Here is a 20,871-nt window from a genome sequence, read left to right on the forward strand (position 1 = left end):
ACACAGGGAGCGCGCTGCGTGTGTCAGGCAGGGCGCATCATTCGACAGACATGGGCCCCTGCCTGCGCAGGGGCGACGGTAGTGCTTACTTCCCGCCCGCCTTCACCCAGTCAGCGATCTTCTTCTCCAGCACCGGCATCGGCAGCGCGCCGGTGTCGAGCACCTGCGCGTGGAACTTGCGCGGATCGAAACGCGCGCCAAGCTGCTTCTCCGCATCCGCCTTCACGCGCGAGATCGTCAACTGCCCGATCTTGTACGCCAGCGCCTGCCCGGGGATCGCGATATAGCGCTCGACCTCGGCGGTCGCGTCGGTGCGCGACATCGGCGAGTTGGCGAGCATATAGTCGATCGCCTGATCGCGCGTCCAACCCTTGGCGTGGATTCCGGTATCGACCACCAGCCGCATCGCGCGCAGCATCTCGTCGTTGAGCCCGCCCATCCGCTGATAGGGATCGGTCTCCATGCCGAGTTGCGGCCACAAGGTCTCGGAATAGAGCGCCCAGCCCTCGACGTAGGCGGTGTTACCGCCGAAGCGCATGAAGGCGGGGAGCACGTCATTTTCCTGCGCCAGGCTGATCTGGAAGTGATGCCCCGGCACGGCCTCGTGCAGGTACAGCGTCTCCATCTCCCACATATAACGCGTCGGCAGGTCATAGGTGTTGTAATAGAAGACGCCGGGCCGCGAGCCGTCGGGGGTGCCCGACTGATAGGAGCCGCCGGCGTCGGTCTTCTCCTTGAACGCTGGCACCGGGCGAATCTCCAGCCGGGTTTTTGGGATCAGCGAGAATTGCTCGCGCACGCGCGCGTCGACGCGACGACCAATCGCCTCATATCCTTCGCGGAGCTGCGTCGCCGACGACGGCTGGAAGCGCTTGTCGGTGCGCAGGAAAGCGAAGAACTCCGGCAGCGTGCCCTTGAAGCCGACCTTGACCTTCTGCGCCTCCATCTCGCGGGTGATCCGCGCGACCTCGGACAGTCCGAGTTTGTGCACCGCGTCCGCCTTAAGCGGCAGCGTCGTGTTCGATTCGATCAGATAATCGTAGAGCTTCGCGCCGCCCGGCATCGCCGACAGCCCGACACTGTCGCGCGCGACCGGCAGGTATTCGTCCTGCAGGAAGGTGCGCAGCCGCTGCTGCACCGGATTGAGCACCTCGGTGATCTGGCGCGTGTAGGCCCGACGGAGCCGCGTCTGGTCCGCAGCCGGGATCTCGGACGGGAAGGTCTTGACCGGACCGTAGAACGGCGACGCCTCGACGCCGCCCGCGAGCAGATTGTCGAGCTGGCCAATCATGTTGCGGACCACCAGCTTGGGCTGGACGATCCCGCTCTTGATGCCTTCGCGGAAGCGGGTAATCGCGGCGTCGATCTGAGCGGCATATTGCGCGTTGCGCTTCAGATTGTTGTCGTAGTCGGCGACGGTCTTGAACGGTGCCGCGCCCTGCCCCGACGCCAGTTCGGGGTAGAAGGTGTGCAGCCCGTAAAAGTGATCGAGCGGGCGGACGATCTGCACGGCGATCAGGTCCGGCGCATAGCCGCGCAGATTCAGCTCGGCCTGCTGCCTGAAGACGTCATAGGCGATCTGGTCGACAGGCGTCAGCTTCGCGCGATCGATCGTCGCGAGCGTCGCCAGGTCCTGCCGCGTCGCCGTTTCCTCGGCGGCGAGATGCGCGTCGGAGAAGAAGTCGCCGAGCTGGTCGGCATAGCGCATGTCGCCGCGGAACAACGCCTGCACCGGGTTGCGGCGCAGACTGCCCTCGTCGCTGTCATGGAAGAGCTGGCGGAGCCGCGCGTCGGCGCTAGCGGGGGCGGCGGCCGGGGCAGCAGGCGCCTGCGCCATCGTGGGCCCGGCGGCCGAGGCGAGCAGCAAGGCGGCGGTGATCGAGAAACGCATTGTCGGGCTTCCTTCGAGTCGGACGGCACTCGCCTGACGCGTCATTGCGAGCGTGGCGAAGCAATCCAGGGCGTCCTGATCCGGCCCTGGATTGCTTCGCTATGCTCGCAATGACGAAAGAAGGTTCCTTGTCAACGCTGTGGCACCGATGTCGTTAGTGGCAGGGGAGATGGCGCGAACGAGCAACCCCCCAAACGAAAACGGGCGCCGATGGCGCCCGCTCTGTCTCGTCGATCCCGATGGCGATCAGCTCAATTGAGCCGCCCCACGCCGGAGATGGCGCGGTCGATCAGCGCGCGGTCGGCGCCGGCGTCATGACGCTCGGCAATCAGCGCCGCGGCGGCGGCGGTCGCCGCTTCGGCGGTGCGCGCGCGGACCTCGGCGATCGCCGCGCGCTCGGCAGCGGCGATCTTGTCCTCGGCCATCCGTGTGCGACGCTCCATCAGCAATTCGGTGTCGCGCTTGGCCTTGGCGACGATCTCGGCCGCCTCGTGATGGGCATTGTCGCGCATCTTGGCAGCGTCGACCTCGGCACCGCGGGCGCGTGCGGCATATTCGTCGCGTAGCGCCTCGGCTTCCTTGCGGAGCGCGGCGGCTTCGTCGAGCTGGTGGCGGATTTCACCGATGCGCTTGTCGAGCATCGCACCGATCGCCGCGGGCACCTTCCACACGACCATGCCGATCAGCACGACCAAGGCCGCGATACCGACCCAGCCGGTGTCGTTGAAGCCCAGCGCGGTCGGTGCGGCATGCGACAAGCCATCACCGGCGCCGGTGCCGGTGCCGGCGTGGATGCCGCTGCCGTTCGCCATGTCCTGATGCTCGAGCGGCTGCGCCTCGAGATCCTGCGCCAACGTCGAAGAGGAATTAGCCATGATTCAGCTGCCTGCGGACCGCCTCGTTGGCGGCGTCCGTGGGGACCGCGACGCCGGACAGGCGCTGCACCAGCTCCTGCGCGGCCTCGGTCGCGATCGTCTGTACGTTGACCATCGCCGCCGCCTTGGCATTGCCGATGGCGACGTCATGGTGTGCGATCCGCTCGGCCAGATCGGCGTCGGCGCTACGCAATTGCACCTCGGCCGCCGCCTGGGCACGCGCCTTGGCAGCCGCGACCTCAGCCTGCGCCGCGGCACGTGCCGCGTCCATGTCGGCGTTCCATGCCGCCTCGGTCCGATCGGCCTCGACCCGAGCCGCCTCGGCGGTGGCAAGGTCCTGTGCGATCTGCGATTCGCGCAGCTCCATCACGCCCTGCACCCTGGGCACCATCATCTTGCCGATCCCGAAATACAGGATGCCGAAGGTGATGAGCAGCCAGAAGAGCTGTGAAGCGTAGGTGGCGGCGATCTGACTGATTTGGGGCATGGTGATCCGCTTCCTAGGTCAGCCCCGCCCGACGCGGGCGGGGCCATATCGTCGGCGTGATTACGCGACGAACACCAGGATGATCATCGTCACAAAGGCGAGCAGGCCCAGAAGCTCGGCACCGGCGAAGCCGATGAACAGACGGCCCTGCTGACCATCAGCGGCACCCGGGTTGCGCAGCGCGCCTTCGAGGAAGGCGGCAAACACGTTGCCCACACCCAGCGCGGCAATGCCCATGCCGATCGCAGCGAGACCGGCGCCGAGCAGCTTGGCGGCGTTTGCGTCCATGATAATAACTCCCGTTGAAATTCAGTGGTGGAAAAGGAAACTCAGTGCAGGTTGACCGCGTCGTTCAAGTAAACGCTGGTCAATAGTGCGAAGACGTACGCCTGGATCGCCGCGACCAGCAGCTCCAGCAGCGTGATTCCGATCATCAGCACGAAGCTGGGCAGCGAGACGATCGCGATGTAGCCCGGCCCCATATTGATGCCGTTGATGACAAACGCCGCCAGCACCTTGAGCAGGATATGCCCCGCGGTCATCGCGACGAACAGTCGCAGCCCCAGCGAGAACGGACGGACGAGGAAGCTCAGCAGCTCGACCACGAAGATCAGCGGGATCATCGGCAGCGGCGTGCCGTGCGGCACGAACAGGCTGAAGAAGTGGAAGCCGTGCTTGCCGAAGCCGACGATCAGCACGATCCCGAAGCTGATGATCGCCAGTACGCCGGTGACGGTCAGGTGGCTGGTGATCGTGAACGGGTGCAGACCGAAGACGCCGACCGGCATCAGCCCCAACACGTTGGCGAACAGGATGAACATGAACAGCGAGAAGACGTAGGGGACGAAACGCTTGCCCTCCGGCCCGACGTTCGAAACCAGCATGTTCTGGACGAACCCGGTGAAGCCTTCTACCGCGGCCTGCCAGCGGCCGGGCACCAGCTCACGCTTCATCCCGCCGAGCATGAACAGCCACAACGCGACCAGCGTGATGACCATCCACAACGCCGAATTGGTGAACGACAGATCATAGCCGCCCACCACCCAGGGCCGACCGAGCAAGGGCTCGATCAGGAACTGGTGCATCGGATCGATCTTGCCGCCTTCTGCCGCCACTGCGAGGTTCCCGTTTGTCACATACGTCAAGCGCCCGGATCACCCGGACGCTTGCTCGTCAACCGAATGATCTGCCTGAACGCCACCGCGATTCCGAGGAACAGCATGACGATCAGTCCCCAGGGCGCGGTGCCGATCCAGCGGTCGATACACCAGCCGATCAGCGCCGATCCGACGAGACTTCCGATCAGAGCGGCGAGTACGCGATTTCCGAGCGAATACCCTGCATCCGCGTCGTCACGTACCGTTCCCTGCCGAGTCGCTTCGTCCCGGCGCGCCTGTTCCAGTCGACGATCGAGCTGGGTCAGGCGCGGGTCGTCCGCGTCGTGGAAATCCCGTCCGGAACCGTTCTCCGCCACGCAGCCACCCTCACCCTGGTTTTTTCTCGCCGGGGACACGGGTGCGCGCAAGCGGCGAGCAGCCCCGCCAAGGCCCGGCCCGGTTAGACGGGGGGTTAAGGGGTGTCAACCGTTGCGAACGCCTTGCCGGTCCCGCGACGCCCGCCGTCGCTCCTGCGCCGCCTCCGTCGCTCCTGCGCAGGCAGGAGCCTATGGCTGTGTCGTGGCTCGAAACATCTGACACACGGAGCTCGGCATATGTGTCTGGCTTCAACGCAGGACGACACAGACATGGGCCCCTGCCTGCGCAGGGGCGACGGGATGGAGGGGGCCGCCTTCCGCCCGCTCTCCTGTCAGACACAGCGCGGGTCGCGCTGCGGCGCGCCGGCGCCGCGCGTCTCCCACGAACCTCCCGGCGTGCGATACTTCTCGCCCGGCTTGGTTTGCGCGATCAGGTTGCAGCCGCTGGTAAAAGCGAGCTGCTCGACGGTCGCGCCCGACGCCTGCGCCTTTTGCGTATAGGCAGCCTTGCGTTGAATATTGATGTTGCTGACCAGCGCACGCAGCGATGCCGAGCCGCTGCCGACCACGCCGAGATACCCGTCGGGCTGCTCGCCGACCTCGCCCGCCGCACGGGCAGCGGCATAGGCGGGGTCGCGCTGCGCCCAGGCGGCGACCGGCACCGCGACCGCGCCCAGCGCGGCGATCAGGACAAGGCTCTTCATACGCATGGCTTAAAAAATCCCCGGATTCTGCTGGATCAGCGACTTGGCGTCATTGTCGAGACGGTACACCACTTCCTGGGTGACGTTGATGTTGAGGTTGATCTGGATCGGCTTGTCGGGAGCGGAAATGTTCACGCACCCTCCCAGTCCGCCGCTCAGCGTCAGCATCGCCATCAGGGCATAGGTCGTGGGGCGCATCGCGTTCGTCAATCCTGTTGCGGTCATGGCACATTCTCGCTTGCGGGCGGCTGAACGCCCGTCTTCCGGTTCTGCTCGTCGATCAAGGTCTGGAGGTTGCGCTTCACCAGCCGCTGTGGGTCGTAGAAGCTCGCCGCCGAATCGATCAGCCCGCGGAAGGGCGCGCGGATGGTGATGTTGAAGCGGATCGGCAAGCGGGTAAGCCGGCGGAGCAGGAAGTTGCTCTTCGCGCCCGCACCCTGCTTGATCCCGGTAAAGCTGACCCCCGTCACCATCTCGCCCGCCAGCGGGCCGTTCATCTGCACGTCAAGGCTGCGATAGGTCAGCGAGCGCAGCGACTGGAAAGCCAGATTGCCCCAGACGCCAAGGTCCTTTTTGGTCAGCTCGCCCAGATAGGCGATCGATCCGCCGCCCTCGCGCGCAGTCAGCCGTCCGTCTGCAATCCGGCCGCCCTGTTCGTCGAAGATCATCGGCAGCACGCCGTCGAAGGTGCCGGTGGCGTTGAGATTCGAGAAGTCGAACTGCTGCAGGAACTTGCCCGCGTCCATACCGTCGACGCGGAACGTCATGCGCCGCGCGGCGTCCGAGCCGAAATCAAGTGTCGTCGGATCAAGCGTCAGCGTACCGCCCGCAAATGGCCAGCGCGCCGTCTCGACCCGCACCTGGAGGTTGGGGAGCAGCCGGTAGACGATCCGGCCGTCCGTCACCGCGATGCCCGGGTTGATCGAGGTGACGGTCGCGACCTGATCGGGCGCACTCACCAAACCGAGGAGGTCGGTGAAGCGGATCGTGCCGGCCAGACCCGTGACGGGGCCGAAGGCGGCGGCGAGATTGATCGCGTCGGTCGAGAAGGTACCGGTGCTGTCCACGCCCTGCGGGGTCCAGCGGATCTCGCCCTGCCCGCGCATCGTTCCCGCGACGTCGGCGATCACCCCGAAGGTCAGCCGCGTCAGCAACTCCGGCTGAAAGCCTTTGGTGAAGGTGATCCCCGGCACCGTCAGCATCGCCTCGCCGCTGCCGCTCGACAAACGATGGGCGATTGCCAGCTGCGCGACCGGTGTGCTGGTGGTCGGCTCGACCAATTGGCCGGTCGCGTGGATCGTCCCGCCATCGAGCACGAACGCGATGTCGCGCGCTGCCATCGGCTGGAAGCGCGGCGCGGCGGCGGCATCGGCGACGCGCAGCGCGCCGTCGAGTACGAGCCGCCGACCGTCGAACCGCCAATTGCCCTCACCCGCGCTCATCAGCAGCGGTACGGTCCCGATCTGCCCGCCGCCACCGGCGAACGTCCCCTGCGCACCGCCGCCGGTGACCTGCCCGGCGAGCCGCGTCGCCGCAATCCGGGTCGTGCCGATCGTCGTCGCGACATCGGTCAGCGCAAAGCGGCGATCCGCGAGCGCCAGCGTCGCGCCGCCGGTGTCGAGCCGGAACGGCGATCCGCCCAGCGTGCCGCCGAGACGCGTCGCTCCCAGCCGTGCGCCACCCCGTACGTTGCCGCCGTCAACATCGACCAGCGCAGAACCCGTCGGGCAAAGCCGCAGTGCGCCGCCAGCGAGCAACAGGCTTGAGATCGCCAGTCGCTCGAAAGCGACGGAGGTACAATCGCGATTGACGGTCAGCCGCCCGCGCCGATTCCACAGCGCGGCAATCGGAATGCGCAGCCGCTCGACACGGCCGCCCGCCAGCGGTCCGCTGAGCGTCGCCGCGGTCGTGATCCGCGTCGCACCCTGTCCACCCGTCGTAAACCGCACCGGCGTCAGCGTGAGCGCCGCACCGTCGCGGGCGTAGGGCGCGATCTGCGCCGTCCCGCTGATCGCCGCGCCGGGCGCCGCCTGCGCGAGCCGGATCGTCGCGACCGGAAGTCCGCCGCCGCCGAGCGTCAGGCGTCCGGCCAGCTGGACGCCCGCCGGATGCCCGATCGTCACCGCGCCATCGTCCAGCGCCGCATGCGCACCGGTTGCAGCGGTAATCGTGGCGCGCTCGATCGTCAGCAAGGTGCGGTCGCCGGTTGCCAGCGCCAGCTCGGCGGCGATCTGCATGTCGCGGCTCGCGCGGGCCGCATCGCCGGCCGCCCCCGCCAGCAACGGTGCGACCGGCAGCCCTGCCACACCATCGCCGAGTGTAGCGATCGCGCGCTGTTGTGGCGCGGGCAGTGCGACATGCTGTGCGACGAGCCGCCCCGCCAGCGTCGCACGACCGTTCGTCAGCCGCCACTGGCCGCGCCAGTCGGTTGCGCCGCTGCTCGCCGCAGCCGTTCGGACGCCGTCGACCATCGCCGTGCCAACGCCGGTCGTGCGGGCGGCATCGCCGCGGAAGCGGGTCGCAAGATTGACGTTGCGCAGCGTCGCCGCCGCAGTCTGCACGCGCGCCGCCGTCACCTGCGTCCGCCCGAACCAACGATCGAAGCGCGGGGACAGGCCGAGGTCGAGATCGCCCGCGATCGCCTGCCCCGCCACGCCGTCGCAGGCGATCGCATCGGCGCGCGCCGGTCCGGCGATGCGCGGTGCCGTCGCGGTCACGCGCAGCGCCATATCGGCCCGCAACGCACCGACCTGGCATCCCGCGACCGCCAGCCGCGGCGCGGTCGCCGACAGCCGCCCACGGAAGCCATCGTTGAGCCGGCCGCGCCCCCTCAACCGCAACGCCGCCGCGCCATAGGGCGTGTCGAGCGCGATCCGGGCGTCGGCAACGTCGACATCCAGCGCGGGCAAGGTCATGGGGCCGCCCGATGAGGCGGGGAGCAGCCGGTCGATCGCACCCAGCGACAATTTGCCGTCACGCAGCCGAGCCGCCACACGGACCTGCCCGGCGCGCACCGCGATCAGCTTCGGTCCGGACAGGGTCAGGTCGGTCTGCGTCTCGATCCAATCCGCGACCAGGTCGGGCCGGGCCGGATCGCCGATCACGACATCGGTCAGCCGCTGCCGCCCCAGGCCCAGATCGGCGATGCGATAGCGCGCAGGCACACCCTTGGCCGCCAGCTCCCTGTCGATTACCCGCGTCGCGATCGGCACGCGCGACAGCCACAGCCCACCCCCGGCCGCGAGCGCCAGCACCGATACCGCCATCGCAATGCGCCGGCCCGCGTCGCTCACGCGCGCCCTGTCAGTTGCTGGCCTGCATCGCTCATGGTCTCGCCGTCATAGGGCAGCGCGCGCGGCCCGTGCAATTGCGCGGTGCGGCGATCCGACATAGTCCGGCGCGCATGGCCGACGACGACACGCACGCGCTGGATGCGAAGGGGCACCGCGCCCGGCTGCGCGCGCGATTGCTCGCCGACCCCGACGGGATGCTCGACCATGAGCTGCTCGAATATCTGCTCGCGCTGGCGATACCGCGACAGGATACCAAACCGCTCGCCAAAGCGCTGCTGCGCGAGTTCGGTGGCCTTCCGGGTGTGTTCGCCGCCGACTCCGCCGCGCTCGCGCGTGTTCCCGGCATGGGCGAAACCAGCGCCGCGGCGGTCCGGATCGCGCACGCCGCCGCCATCCGATTGGTCCGCACCCGCACGCGCGAGGCGCCGGTGTTGTCGAACTGGCAGGCCCTGTCCGATTATCTTCATGCCGATATGGCGCACGACATGGTCGAACGGTTCCGCGTGCTGCATCTAAATACCCGCAACATGCTCGTCCGGGACGAGGTTATGGCACGCGGCACGATCGACGAAGCGGCGGTGCATGTGCGCGAGGTCATCAAACGCGCGCTCGATTTCGGGTCGGCGGCAATGATCCTCGTCCACAACCATCCGTCGGGCGATCCGTCGCCGAGCCGCGCCGACATCGACATCACCCGCGCGATCGTCGCGGCGGGCAAGCCGCTCAACATCGCGGTCCACGATCATCTGATCGTAGGGCTGAACGGCCAGGTCAGCCTGCGCGCCAAGGGGCTGATCTGACGATCAGGGCAGCAGGAACGTGCCCTCGATCGTCGTCACGCACGTGCCGCTCAGCATGACGCGATCCTCGACGACCCGGCAGCTGAGCCGCCCGCCCCGCGCGCTCGCCTGAGATGCCGAGAAGCTGTCCCGCCCGAGCCGCTCGGCCCAATATGGCGCGACGACCGCGTGTGCGCTCCCGGTGACGGGATCTTCGGGGATGCCGAACGCCGGGGTGAAGGCGCGGCTGACGATGTCGCTGGTCTCGCCGGGTGCGGTGACGATCACCAGCCATCGCCCCTGCGCGGCGAGCGCAATCTGATCGGGCGCGCAGTCGCGCACCGCGGCCTCGTCCGCCAGCACCGCCACTGCATAACCGCCGTCGTGCCACAGCGTCTCCACCGCTCCGACGCCCAGCGCAGCCACGACGCCGAGCAGGTCGCGCGGCACCGGGGGGAGCGCCGGGAGCGCCAGCGCATAGCCCGCCCCGTCACGCGCGACCTCCAGCATCCCCGACTGTCGGGTGCGGAAGCGCACCACGTCGCGGTCCGGATCGGATGCGAGCACGACATGACCGCTGGCAAGCGTCGCATGGCCACACAACGCGATTTCGGCGGCGGGCGTGAACCACCGCAATTCATAGTCCGCCACCCCGCTGACATCCGCCACCAGAAAGGCCGTTTCCGACAGGTTGTTCTCCTGCGCGATCTGCAGCAGCGTCGCGTCGTCGAGCCACGCCGACAGCGGCATCACCGCCGCCGGATTTCCCTCGAATGCCTGCGCCGCAAAGGCATCGACCTGCGTGAACGGAATGCGCACCCGCGCGCGCCTACAGCCGCTTCGAGAACCAGTGCGGTGTCACATCCGCTTCGACCAAGGGGTTGTCGGTATCGACATGCCCCTCGGGATCGAGGTGGATCAGCGTCTCGACGCGCGGGAAGGTGTCGCGCAGCGCGCGTTCGACGCGCTCGACGATGTCATGCGCGTCGCGCACCGACAGCGCGGCATCGACCTCCATGTGAAATTGCGCGAAATCGTGGCTGCCGGCGCGGCGGGTACGGAAATCGTGGATGCCACGAATGCCGGGCTGGCGCGCGGCGACCTCCATGAAGGCGGCGCGCTGCGCCTCCGGCCATTCCTTGTCCATCAGCATGTCGATCGCCTGGCTCGACGCCTGGAACGCGCCCCAAACCAGCCACGCGGCGATCGCAATGCCGAACACCGGGTCGGCACCCGAAATGCCGACATATTGGTCGAGCACCAGCGCCGCGATCACCGCGACGTTAAGCAGCATATCCGACTGGTAGTGCACGTTATCGGCCATGATCGCGATCGAGCCGGTCTGGCGGATGATGCTGCGCTGATAGGCGAGCAGCGCGAAGGTCGCGACGATCGCCACGATCGAGACACCGATACCGAGCCCGGCGTCTTCGTTGGCGACCGGATCGGAGAAGCGGCGGATCGCCTGTACCGCGATCCCGATCGCCGAGGCGGTGATGAGCACGACCTGGAACAACGCCGCCAGCGCCTCCGCCTTGCCATGACCGAAGCGATGGTCGTGATCGGCAGGCTCGGCCGCGAGCTTCACGCCATACAGCGTGACGAGGCTGGCGAGCAGGTCGAGCCCGGTATCCGCAAGGCTGCCGAGCATCGCGACCGATCCGGTATGCCACGCGGCATAGGCCTTCACGATCAACAGGGTACACGCCATCGCCACGCTCGCCAGCGCGGCGCGCATCGCGAGCGGGATGATCCGGCGACGTTCGTCGCGGGTCATGGGAACAGCAACCCTTCGCGCCAGCCGCCCTGCGCGTCGGGCGTGAACACGCGCCGTTCGTGCAGGCGATGCGCGCGGTCGTGCCAGAATTCGAAATGGCCGGGCGTAATGCGATAGCCGCCCCAATTTGGTGGGCGTGGGACATCCTGCCTGTCGAAGCGCGCCTTCATCTCCTCGAAGCGCGCCTCGAACGTCGCGCGATCGGCGAGCGGTCGCGATTGTTCGGAGGTCCAGGCACCGAGCTGCGAATCGCGGCCGCGGCTCGCGAAGTAAGCGTCGCTCTCCTCGTCGCTGGCGCGGGTCACCGCACCCTCGATCCGAATCTGCCGGCGCAGCGATTTCCAGTGGAAGAGCAACGCCGCCTGCGCATTGACGGTGAGATCGCCGGCCTTGCGGCTGCCGCGGTTGGTGTAGAAGACGAAGCCGTCCGGCCCGTGCCCCTTGAGCAGCACCATCCGCACCGACGGACGCCCATGCGCATCCGCAGTCGCCAGCGCCATCGCATTGGGGTCGTTCGGCTCGCTGTCGCGCGCTTCGGCGAACCAGCGGTCGAACAAGGAAAAGGGATCGTCAGCCATGCCGGCGCTCTTACCGCCATCCGCCCCAAAGGTCATCATCGTCGTGGCCACTCGCTAGACACAGATCAACCGGCGGAACCGTGTCCCCGCCCGAAGATTGAATCGCCTTCGCAACGAGAGGCTGATCCGATGGCGGCGCGCGCATATTGGCAGGGACAGATCCGATTGGCGCTGGTGTCGATCCCGGTCGAAATTTACTCCGCCACCAAATCCGGCGCGCAGGTGGCCTTTCACCAGATCCACGAACCGAGCGGTCAGCGGATCAAATATGAGAAGGTCGCGCCCGGCGTCGGCCCGGTCGACACCGACGAGATCATGAAGGGCTTCGAGATCGAGAAGGGCGAGTACGTCCTCCTCGAACAGGACGAGATCGATGCGGTCAAGCTCGAGTCGAAGAAGACGCTGGAGCTGACGCAGTTCGTCGATGCGCATGAAATCGACGTCCTTTATTACGAGAAGCCGTATTTCGTGGTTCCGGCCGACGATCTTGCCGAGGAAGCGTTCATCGTGCTGCGCGAGGCGTTGCGGCGCACGAAGAAGGTCGGACTCGGGCAGCTCGCGATGCGCGGGCGCGAATATGTCGTCAGCCTCAAGCCGTGTGGGCGGGGCATGATCCTCGAAACCTTGCGCTACGCCGACGAGGTGCACCGCGCGCAAGGGTATTTCCGTGATATTCCCGACGGCAAGCCCGATGCCGAGCTACTCGATCTCGCCGAGGCGCTGATCGAGAAGAAGGCAGCGGCGTTCGATCCGGCCGAGTTCCACGACCGCTATGTCGATGCGCTCAAGGATTTGATCGAGCGCAAGCGCAAGGCGAAGGGCCGCAAGATCATCGAGGACAAGGGCGACGATGGCGCGCGTTCGGGCTCGAACGTCGTCGACCTGATGGCGGCGCTCAAGAAGTCGATGGAAGGCAAGGGTAATACAACTGCGAAGAAGGCCGCAACGGACAAGCCTGCACCCCGCAAGCCCGCGGCGAAGACGTCCGCGGCGAAGGCGTCCACCGCCAAGACGTCGACGGCGAAGAAGCGTGCTTGAGCCTCGGGCTCGTGAAGGGAGGTACATGTGACGACCGACCCACTCGCTTCCTATAACGCCAAGCGCGATTTCGCGAAAACCGCCGAGCCGGCCGGGACGCTCGCGCCGGGCAAGGGCAACAGCTTCATCGTCCAGAAGCATGATGCGACCCGGCTGCACTGGGATTTTCGTTTGGAAGTCAATGGTGTCCTGAAAAGCTGGGCGGTCACCCGCGGCCCCAGTATCGACCCGAACGAGAAGCGGCTTGCGGTCCGGACCGAGGATCATCCGCTTTCTTACGCCACGTTCGAGGGGTCGATCCCAGCGGGGGAATATGGGGGCGGGACGGTGATGTTGTGGGACCGCGGCACCTGGTCGCCGGTCAAGGGCAAGAGCGCCGCCGATATTGACAAGGGGCACCTCCATTTCATCCTCGATGGCGAGCGGATGAAGGGCGAGTGGCTGCTGATCCGGCTGCGCCCGCGCGGCAAGGAAAAGCGCGAAAACTGGCTGTTACGCAAGATCGAGGATGCCGAGGCCGGCGGCACCGACACGCTGGTGGAGACCGCGCTGACCAGCGTCGCGACCGGGCGGACGATGCAGGAGATCGCCGAGGGCAAGAAGGGAAAGCCCGCCAAGAAGCGCCAAGCGGGCAAGGCGCCGGTCTACGAGCCGCCGCAGCTCTGTACGCTCGTGGATCACGTTCCGGGCGGCGCGGAGTGGATACATGAGGTAAAATACGACGGCTATCGCGCGTTGGTCGCGCTCGGGGGCGGCAGGGCGAAGGTTTTTACGCGCAGCGGGCTCGACTGGAGCGACAAATTCCCCGGCATCGCCGAGGCCGCCGCCGCCCTTCCCGCATCGACCGCGCTGATCGATGGCGAGATCGTCGCGTTCAAGGATGGCCGGCCCGATTTCTCGACGCTCAAGGACGCGATCGGCGCGGGCGGCGCGATGACGCTGTTCGCGTTCGACCTGCTCGAAGTCGACGGCGAGGATCTGCGCGACCAGCCCAATGTCACGCGCAAGGAGCGGCTGCGCGCGCTGGTCGGGGATGGCGAGGAGCGGCTGCGCTTTTCCGAGCATATCGTCGGGTCGGGCGAGCAATTGTTCGAGACGATGTGTCGCGAGGGCTATGAAGGCGTCGTCTCCAAGCGCGCCGATGCGCCGTATCGCGGGCGCCGGACGTCGGCGTGGCTGAAGATCAAATGCATCCGGCGGCAGGAGTTCGTAATCGTCGGCTGGCTGCCCTCCACCAAGTCGCGCGGGCTGCGGTCGCTGCTGCTCGGGGTGCATGACGGCGACACCCTGCGCTATGCCGGCAAGGTCGGCACCGGGTTCGATGCGGCGACGATGGACAATCTGCGAACGCGGCTCGACAAACTGGCGCGCAAGACCGCCACCGTCGAGGCACCCCGTGCCGCCGTCAAGGGCGCGCACTGGGTGAAGCCCGAGCTGGTCGCGGAAGTGGCCTTTGCCGAGACGACCCCCGATGGCGTGCTGCGCCATTCGAGCTTCATCGGGCTGCGCGGCGACAAGCCTGCGGCGGAGGTCGTCGCCGAGCGGCCTGCCCCCACACCGAAGGTCGAGTCGCGGATCAAGGTCACCAACCGCGACCGCGTGATCTTTCCGGAGAGCGACGTCACCAAGGGGCAGCTCGCCGATTATTACGCCGCGGTGGCGGGCATCATGCTCCCCTGGGCCGGGCATCGGCCGGTCAGTCTCGTGCGCTGCCCGCAAGGGCGGGCACGGCAATGCTTCTTCCAGAAGCACGACGCCGGATCGTTCGGCGACACCGTGCATCAGGTGCCGATCCGCGAGAAGGACGGCAGCACCGAAAACTATCTGTATGTCGACGATGCCGACGGGCTGGTCGCGTGCGTGCAGATGGGGACGATCGAGTTCCACGGCTGGGGATCACGCGTCGACGCGCTCGAACGGCCTGACCGGATGGTGTTCGACCTCGACCCCGACGAAGGACTCGGCTTCGAGGAGACCAAGCGCGCCGCCGTGCACCTGAAGGAGCAGCTCGCCGAACTGGGGCTGGTCAGCTTCCCGCTGCTGTCGGGGGGCAAGGGCGTCCATGTCGTCGTCCCGCTGACCCCCAAGGCCGAATGGCCGGCAGTGCGCGATTTCGCCGACCGCTTTGCCCGCGCAATGGCCCATGCCGATCCCGAGCGGTTCGTGGCGGTGATGAGCAAGGCCAAGCGCAAGGGACGGATCTTCATCGACTATTTGCGCAACCAGCGCGGCGCGACCGCGATCATGCCCTATGCGGCGCGGGCACGGGCCGGCGCACCGGTCGCGGCCCCCGTGTCGTGGACCGAGTTGCGCGATCTCGACAGCGCCGCGCACTGGCACGTCGGGGAGGCGGAGGCGCTGATCGCGCGCGCCAACGGGCGGTCACTGAAAGGCTGGGGCGTCGCCGATCAGGTGCTGCCGGACCTTTGAGACGGCTTCGTCGATTCCGATTGCTTAACCCGATGGCCGCATTAGGGTCCGCCGCAGTTGGCTAAGGAGGAACCGCTGGCCACGCAGCCCCTCTTTGACGCCGGTACGCTGGCCCGCCGCCGCTTCGACGATTATGCCGGCACGCCGTCCGACACGATGCGCGCCGGTGCCGCCGCGCCGTGGCTGGCGGTGCTGGAGGAATTGTCTGCGGTCGCGGGCGACGATCTCGGCCATGCGCGCGAGCGGGTGCAGCGGCACGCGATCGATATCGGCACCGGTTTCCGCATCATCGGCGAGGACAGCGAGCGGCCGTGGCCGGTCAGCCCGGTGCCGCTGCTGATCGAGGCGCAGGAATGGGCGCGGATCGAGCGCGGGATCGTCCAGCGCGCCGATCTGTTCGAGACGATCCTCGCCGATCTCTATGGCCCGTCGACGCTGGCGGAACGCGGCTATTTCCCCGCGACGCTCGTCACCGGCAGCCCGTTCTTCCTGCGGCCGCTGGTCGGGCTCGCGCCGCCGGGCGGACACCATCTGCATTTCGTCGCGATCGACCTCGGGCGCAGTCCATCGGGCGAGTGGCGCGTGCTCGCCGACCATCTGCGCGCGCCGACCGGGGCGGGCTATGCGCTGGAAAACCGGCTGGCGGTCAGCCGGACGCTCGGCGGGTTGCAGGCGCGGCTCAACGTCCGCCGCCACGCGCCGTTCTTCGCGGCGTTCCGCGAGGGGCTGGCGGCAGCGTGCCAGCGCAGCGATCCGCGGATCGGGCTGCTGACGCCGGGGCGCTACAACCCCAGCTACCCCGAACAGGCGCATCTGGCGCGCTATCTCGGGCTGTTGCTGGTCGAGGGCGACGATCTCGCCGCGCTGGAGGATCGGCTGTACGTCCGCACGATCGCCGGGCTGAAGCGCGTCGATGCGCTGTGGCGGCGGCTCGATCCGCGGCTGCTCGATCCGCTGGCGTTCGATTCGCACTCGCGGATCGGGGTGCCGGGGCTGATCGACGTCTGGGCGCAGGGCAATGTCGTGCTCGCCAATGCGCCGGGTGCAGGGGTGCTGGAAAGCCCGGCGTTCGGGGCGTTCCTGCCGCAGCTCAGCACGCGGCTGACCGGTGCGGACCTGATCCTGCCCAATATCGCGACCTGGTGGTGCGGACAGCCGCGCGAGGCCGGGCATGTCGCGGGCGAGTTTGAATCGATGCTGCTATCCCCGGCGTTCGGGGCGCGGACGCTCGGCCTGCCCGGCGAAGCGCCGGTCGCGGGGGCCGATCTGACGCCCGAGCAGCGCGCCGCCTTCCTCGACGACCTGACGCGTCGCCCGCAGGACTATGTCGGGCAGGAAGTCGTGCGGCTTTCGACAATGCCGGTCATCATCGAGGACCGGCTGGAGCCGCGTCCGTTCACGTTGCGGGTGTTTGCGGCGCGCGATGCGCATGGAAACTGGCAGGTACTGCCCGGCGGTTTCGCGCGGATCGGCGAGCATCCGGACCCGCGCGCGGCGGTGCTGGGCGAAGGCACGTGGTCGGCGGATGTCTGCGTGCACGGTGCGGAGCCGGTGTCGCCGGTCTCGTTGCTGCCCGCGCCCGATTCGCTGCACATCCGGCGCAATCCGGGGACGCTGCCGAGCCGCGTCGCGGACAATTTCTTCTGGCTGGGGCGCTATCTGGAGCGCGGCGAGGCGTTGCTGGCGGGGATCCGGGTCATGCTGGGGCACTCCATCGATGCCGACACCGGCGCGGCGCCCGACGAGGCGACGATCGCGAAGCTGGTCGCCGAGATCGTCGACAGCGGTGCGGCCCCTGCCCCGGGCGGTTTTCGCCGGGCCGACCTGATCGCGTTCGCGCGGATCGCGATGGAGGCACGCGACGGCTGGCAATCGGTGGCGGCAATAAACACCCATGCGCAGCGGATCGCGGGCGGGTCGCGCGACCGGCTGTCGGTCGACATGGTGCGGTTGCTCGATGCGCCCTTCCCGACGCATCGCGGGATGCTCGATCGTGCCGGCTCGCTCCAGCGCCGCTATGCCGCGATCGCCGGGCTGTCCGCCGAGCATATGGGGCGGACCGCGGCGTGGCGGTTCCACGATCTCGGACGGCGGATCGAGCGGGCGCGGGCAATCACGCGCGCGGCGCGGATCTTCGGGATGAGCGGCGCGTCGGCGGGCGATCTGTCGACGTTGCTCGATCTCGCCGACAGCCAGATCAGTTATCGCCAGCGCTATCTGACCGGGATCGCGCGCGTGCCGGTGGTCGATCTGACCGTGCTCGATCCGGGCAATCCGCGCGCGCTGGCGTTTCAGGTCGAGCGGATTCGGGAGCATCTCGCCGCGCTGCCGGTGCTCGATGACGACGGCATGGCCGAGCCGCAGCAGATCGAGGCAACCGAGCTTCATGCGCTGGTCGCGCCGGCGCAGGCGGCGCTGCTCGATCCGGAAACGTTGTCGGAGATCGAGCACCGGCTGTTCCGGCTGTCCGAGGCGATTGCGCGGCGGTACTTCCTGCAAGGGGCCGAGCCGTTGCGGGCGAGCGGATTGACGCTGGCGTGAGGGTTATATCTTCACGCCGTCATTGCGAGCGCAGCGAAGCAATCCAGAGCCCGGCGCGTAACGCCCTGGATTGCTTCGCTACGCTCGCAATGACGGAGGGGAATTAGGCCTGACCGATGCGCTATGACATCCGCCACATCACCCGCTTCGACTATGGCAATGCGGTCAAGTTCGCGCGCTGCAACCTGCGGCTGAAGCCGATCGACTGGCCGGGGCAGAAGCTGGAGGAATATGCGCTGCACGTCGCGCCGTCCGGTCGGACCACCGCGGCCTATGCGGAGGCGGGGCTGGCGCATGTCACGCGGCTGGTGGTCGACGAGCGCGTGCGGCGGCTGACGATCGAGAGCGTCGCGCGGCTGACCGTCGACCGGCTGGTGCCGGTGCCCGATTCAAGCGACCTGACGATCGCCGAGGTTTGCGCGCTCGCGCGGGCGTCGGGCGACGTGTCGGCGGCGGGGCCGGCGGCGTATCTGTTCCCCTCGCCGCTGATCCCGCTGGACCGCGCGATCGCCGATTATTGCGCGCCCGACCTTTCGCCGGACCGCAACGTGATGGAGGCCGGGATCGCGCTGGCGCAGCGCATCCAGCGCGACTTCGCCTTCGATCCCACCGCCACGTTGGTCGACACGCCGCCGCACGAGGCGTTCGCCAAGCGCAGCGGCGTCTGTCAGGATTTCGCGCAGATCATGCTGACGGGCCTGCGCGCCGCCGGGCTGCCCGCCGCTTATGCCTCGGGCTATATCCGCACCATCCCGCCGCCCGGGGAGGACCGGCTGGTCGGCGCGGACGCCACTCATGCGTGGGTGCTGATCTGGTGCGGGCCGGTGCGCGGCTGGGTCGGGGTCGATCCGACCAACGGCATCTGGATGGCGGGCGATCATATCGTCGTCGCGATCGGGCGCGACTATGCGGAGATCGCACCGGTCGACGGCGTGGTGCTGGGATCGGGGGCGCAGGCGATGGAGGTCAGCGTCGACGTCGCACCGATCGGGGAGCTGATCGGGGAGCCGGCGTAACGATTGCGCTTCGCGCGACGCTGCCCCACATAGGCGAGTAACACACCAACCGGGGAAGACATGGCCGATCCATATGCGACGCTGGGCGTGGCGCGCGGCGCCAGCGAGGCGGACATCAAGAAAGCGTATCGCAAGCTCGCGAAAGAGCTGCATCCCGACCGCAACCGCGACAATCCCAAGGCCGCGGAGAAGTTCGGGCAGGTCACCAGCGCCTATGACCTGCTGACCGACAAGGACAAGCGCGCGCGGTTCGATCGTGGCGAGATCGACGGCGACGGCAACCCGGCCGCGCCGTTCGGCTTCGGCGCGGGCGGGCGCGGACAGCCCGGCGGTGGCGGGTTCCGCGCCGAGGGCTTCGACATGAGCGGGATGGGCGGCGGCGCGGGCGGCCCGGACATGAGCGACATCTTCGAGGGGCTGTTCGGCGGCGGGCGGGCGCGCGCCGGCGGTGGCGGTGGCGCGGGCGGCGGGTTCGCCAGCGGCTTCGGGCGGCGCCAGCCCCCGGCGAAGGGCGGCAATGTCGCCTATTCGCTGCGTGTGCCGTTTACCGACGCCGCGACGCTCGCGCCGCAGCGCGTGACGCTGGCGAGCGGCAGCACGATCGACCTCAAGCTGCCCGCCGGGGTCGACACCGGCACGCAGATGCGGCTCGCGGGCAAGGGTGACGACGGTCCCGGCGGCGCGGGCGACGCGATCGTGACGATCGAGGTGCAGCCGCACCGTTTCTTCACGCGCGACGGGGATGACGTACGCCTCGACCTGCCGATCACGCTCAAGGAAGCGGTTGAGGGCGGCAAGGTGAAGTGCCCGACGGTCGACAAGCCGGTGATGATCTCGGTCCCGACCGGGGCAACCTCCGGCAAGACATTGCGTTTGAAGGGGAAAGGCTTTCACCGCAAAGGCGGCGAGCGTGGCGATCAACTGGTGACGCTGATCGTCGACGTGCCGGCCGACGATGCGGCGCTGAAGGCGTTCGTCGCCGACTGGGATGGCGGCGGGAACCCGCGCGCGGCGATGGGCGTCTGATCGTGCGTGACCGACGCCCCCCTTTCGCTGACGCCTGAGGACCGCGCGCGCCACCACGGCGCCGCGCGGCGCCGGCTCGACCGACAACTCGCCCGCGTCCGGCCCGGCGCCTATGCGTGGGAGGTGTTCAAGCGTGCGATCATCGGCGTGTGGACCGACGGGTTCATCTACGCCGGCAACCTCGCCTATCTCGCGCTGATGACGGTGTTTCCGTTCTTCATCGTCGCCGCCGCCGTCGCGTCGATCTTCGGGCAGAGCGACGAGGTCCGCCACGGGCTGGCCAGCTTCCTGTCGGTGCTGCCGCGCGACGTGGCGGAGGTGCTGCGCACGCCGATCGCCAATGTCCTGCAGGCGCGGACCGGGCCGCTGCTGTGGTTCGGCGCGCTGGTCGGGCTGTGGACGGTCGGCAGCTTCGCCGAGACGATCCGCGACATCTTCCGCAAGGCCTATGGCACGCGTTCGTCGCAGTCGCTGTGGCGCGCGCGGCTGGGGCTGAGCATCGCGATCATCGCCTCGGTGGTGATCGCGCTGTTCGCGTTTCTGGTGCAGGGCATCCTGACCGCCGCCGAGCAGTTCATCTATCGCCTGCTGCCGGTCGCGCAGCATGTCGCGGAGTGGCTCAACATCGCGCGGCTGGTGCCGGCCGCGATCATGTTCGGCGCGCTGTACATGCTGTTCTATTCGGTGACGCCCGGCAAATACCGGCGCAGCGACGCGCGCAAATGGCCGGGTGCGCTGTTCACGACGCTGTGGTGGGTCAGCATGACCGCGGGGCTGCCATGGGCGCTGTCGCAGCTCGGCGGGTACGACCTGACCTATGGCAGCCTTGCCGGTGTAGTCGTCATGCTGTTGTTCTTCTATCTGATCGGCCTGGGACTGGTCTTCGGGGCGCACCTCAACGCGGCACTGGCGGAGCCGCCCGAACCGGTTGTAGAGGGGACCGGACAGGGTGAACGATAATG

General features: G+C 68.0%; 19 protein-coding genes. 7 read left to right on the forward strand and 12 right to left on the reverse strand.

The window, feature by feature from the left end; translation table 11 throughout:
* Nucleotides 1–85: 85 nt before the first annotated feature.
* The 9 genes from BACI71_RS14685 to BACI71_RS14725 all read right to left on the reverse strand — a co-directional run bounded on the left by BACI71_RS14685 (nucleotide 86) and on the right by BACI71_RS14725 (nucleotide 8,724).
* Nucleotides 86–1,891, reverse strand: coding sequence for a DUF885 domain-containing protein (locus BACI71_RS14685; protein ID WP_159759845.1), 1,806 nt, complete (start codon nucleotides 1,889–1,891; stop codon nucleotides 86–88).
* A 251-nt stretch (nucleotides 1,892–2,142) separates the two neighbouring features.
* Nucleotides 2,143–2,766, reverse strand: a complete 624-nt coding sequence (locus BACI71_RS14690; protein ID WP_159759847.1) for a F0F1 ATP synthase subunit B family protein — start codon at nucleotides 2,764–2,766, stop codon at nucleotides 2,143–2,145.
* Nucleotides 2,759–3,253, reverse strand: coding sequence for a F0F1 ATP synthase subunit B family protein (locus BACI71_RS14695; protein ID WP_159759849.1), 495 nt, complete (start codon nucleotides 3,251–3,253; stop codon nucleotides 2,759–2,761). Before BACI71_RS14695 ends, BACI71_RS14690 begins: the two co-directional genes overlap by 8 nt.
* A gap of 60 nt (nucleotides 3,254–3,313) precedes the next feature.
* Nucleotides 3,314–3,541: a F0F1 ATP synthase subunit C gene (locus tag BACI71_RS14700; RefSeq protein WP_019515901.1), complete on the reverse strand. Its 228-nt coding sequence runs from the start codon at nucleotides 3,539–3,541 to the stop codon at nucleotides 3,314–3,316.
* Between the two features lie 41 nt (nucleotides 3,542–3,582).
* On the reverse strand, nucleotides 3,583–4,368 hold the full coding sequence (locus BACI71_RS14705; RefSeq protein WP_159759851.1) for a F0F1 ATP synthase subunit A: 786 nt from the start codon (nucleotides 4,366–4,368) through the stop codon (nucleotides 3,583–3,585).
* Between the two features lie 26 nt (nucleotides 4,369–4,394).
* Nucleotides 4,395–4,727 (reverse strand): AtpZ/AtpI family protein, encoded by a 333-nt coding sequence (locus tag BACI71_RS14710; protein ID WP_159759853.1) that lies wholly within the window; start codon nucleotides 4,725–4,727, stop codon nucleotides 4,395–4,397.
* 332 nt (nucleotides 4,728–5,059) lie between these two features.
* The gene (locus tag BACI71_RS14715) at nucleotides 5,060–5,431 is read right to left on the reverse strand and encodes a YdbL family protein (protein ID WP_159759855.1); all 372 of its coding nucleotides are present in this window, start codon (nucleotides 5,429–5,431) and stop codon (nucleotides 5,060–5,062) included.
* 9 nt (nucleotides 5,432–5,440) lie between these two features.
* Nucleotides 5,441–5,629: a YnbE family lipoprotein gene (locus BACI71_RS14720; RefSeq protein ID WP_159761237.1), complete on the reverse strand. Its 189-nt coding sequence runs from the start codon at nucleotides 5,627–5,629 to the stop codon at nucleotides 5,441–5,443.
* A 23-nt stretch (nucleotides 5,630–5,652) separates the two neighbouring features.
* On the reverse strand, nucleotides 5,653–8,724 hold the full coding sequence (locus BACI71_RS14725) for a YdbH domain-containing protein (RefSeq protein ID WP_159759857.1): 3,072 nt from the start codon (nucleotides 8,722–8,724) through the stop codon (nucleotides 5,653–5,655).
* Between the two features lie 110 nt (nucleotides 8,725–8,834).
* On the opposite strand from BACI71_RS14725, the gene radC reads away from it, so the two are divergent.
* Nucleotides 8,835–9,524, forward strand: coding sequence for a RadC family protein (radC, locus tag BACI71_RS14730; RefSeq protein WP_159759859.1), 690 nt, complete (start codon nucleotides 8,835–8,837; stop codon nucleotides 9,522–9,524).
* Nucleotides 9,525–9,527: 3 nt separating this feature from the next.
* Here radC and BACI71_RS14735 read toward each other — a convergent pair whose 3' ends face one another.
* From BACI71_RS14735 to pdxH, 3 genes are read right to left on the reverse strand one after another with little or no spacing between them, the layout of a single operon-like run.
* Nucleotides 9,528–10,322 (reverse strand): PhzF family phenazine biosynthesis protein, encoded by a 795-nt coding sequence (locus BACI71_RS14735; RefSeq protein WP_159759861.1) that lies wholly within the window; start codon nucleotides 10,320–10,322, stop codon nucleotides 9,528–9,530.
* A 10-nt stretch (nucleotides 10,323–10,332) separates the two neighbouring features.
* Nucleotides 10,333–11,280, reverse strand: coding sequence for a cation diffusion facilitator family transporter (locus tag BACI71_RS14740; protein ID WP_159759863.1), 948 nt, complete (start codon nucleotides 11,278–11,280; stop codon nucleotides 10,333–10,335).
* Nucleotides 11,277–11,858: a pyridoxamine 5'-phosphate oxidase gene (gene pdxH / locus BACI71_RS14745; protein ID WP_159759865.1), complete on the reverse strand. Its 582-nt coding sequence runs from the start codon at nucleotides 11,856–11,858 to the stop codon at nucleotides 11,277–11,279. The genes BACI71_RS14740 and pdxH overlap by 4 nt, the downstream gene beginning before the upstream one ends.
* A gap of 129 nt (nucleotides 11,859–11,987) precedes the next feature.
* On the opposite strand from pdxH, the gene ku reads away from it, so the two are divergent.
* The 6 genes from ku to BACI71_RS14775 all read left to right on the forward strand — a co-directional run bounded on the left by ku (nucleotide 11,988) and on the right by BACI71_RS14775 (nucleotide 20,869).
* The gene (ku, locus tag BACI71_RS14750) at nucleotides 11,988–12,896 is read left to right on the forward strand and encodes a non-homologous end joining protein Ku (protein WP_159759867.1); all 909 of its coding nucleotides are present in this window, start codon (nucleotides 11,988–11,990) and stop codon (nucleotides 12,894–12,896) included.
* A 27-nt stretch (nucleotides 12,897–12,923) separates the two neighbouring features.
* Nucleotides 12,924–15,326 (forward strand): DNA ligase D, encoded by a 2,403-nt coding sequence (gene ligD / locus BACI71_RS14755; RefSeq protein ID WP_159759869.1) that lies wholly within the window; start codon nucleotides 12,924–12,926, stop codon nucleotides 15,324–15,326.
* A 156-nt stretch (nucleotides 15,327–15,482) separates the two neighbouring features.
* Complete coding sequence (locus BACI71_RS14760) at nucleotides 15,483–17,867, forward strand: circularly permuted type 2 ATP-grasp protein (protein WP_201297485.1); 2,385 nt, start codon at nucleotides 15,483–15,485, stop codon at nucleotides 17,865–17,867.
* A 116-nt stretch (nucleotides 17,868–17,983) separates the two neighbouring features.
* Nucleotides 17,984–18,883, forward strand: coding sequence for a transglutaminase family protein (locus BACI71_RS14765; RefSeq protein WP_159759871.1), 900 nt, complete (start codon nucleotides 17,984–17,986; stop codon nucleotides 18,881–18,883).
* A 60-nt stretch (nucleotides 18,884–18,943) separates the two neighbouring features.
* Entirely contained in the window at nucleotides 18,944–19,909 is a 966-nt protein-coding gene (locus tag BACI71_RS14770) for a DnaJ C-terminal domain-containing protein (protein ID WP_159759872.1), read from the forward strand.
* 6 nt (nucleotides 19,910–19,915) lie between these two features.
* Complete coding sequence (locus tag BACI71_RS14775; RefSeq protein ID WP_159759874.1) at nucleotides 19,916–20,869, forward strand: YihY/virulence factor BrkB family protein; 954 nt, start codon at nucleotides 19,916–19,918, stop codon at nucleotides 20,867–20,869.
* The last annotated feature ends 2 nt before the right edge of the window (nucleotides 20,870–20,871 follow it).

This window comes from Sphingomonas sp. 8AM (assembly GCF_902506455.1).
Classification (GTDB): Bacteria; Pseudomonadota; Alphaproteobacteria; order Sphingomonadales; family Sphingomonadaceae; genus Sphingomonas.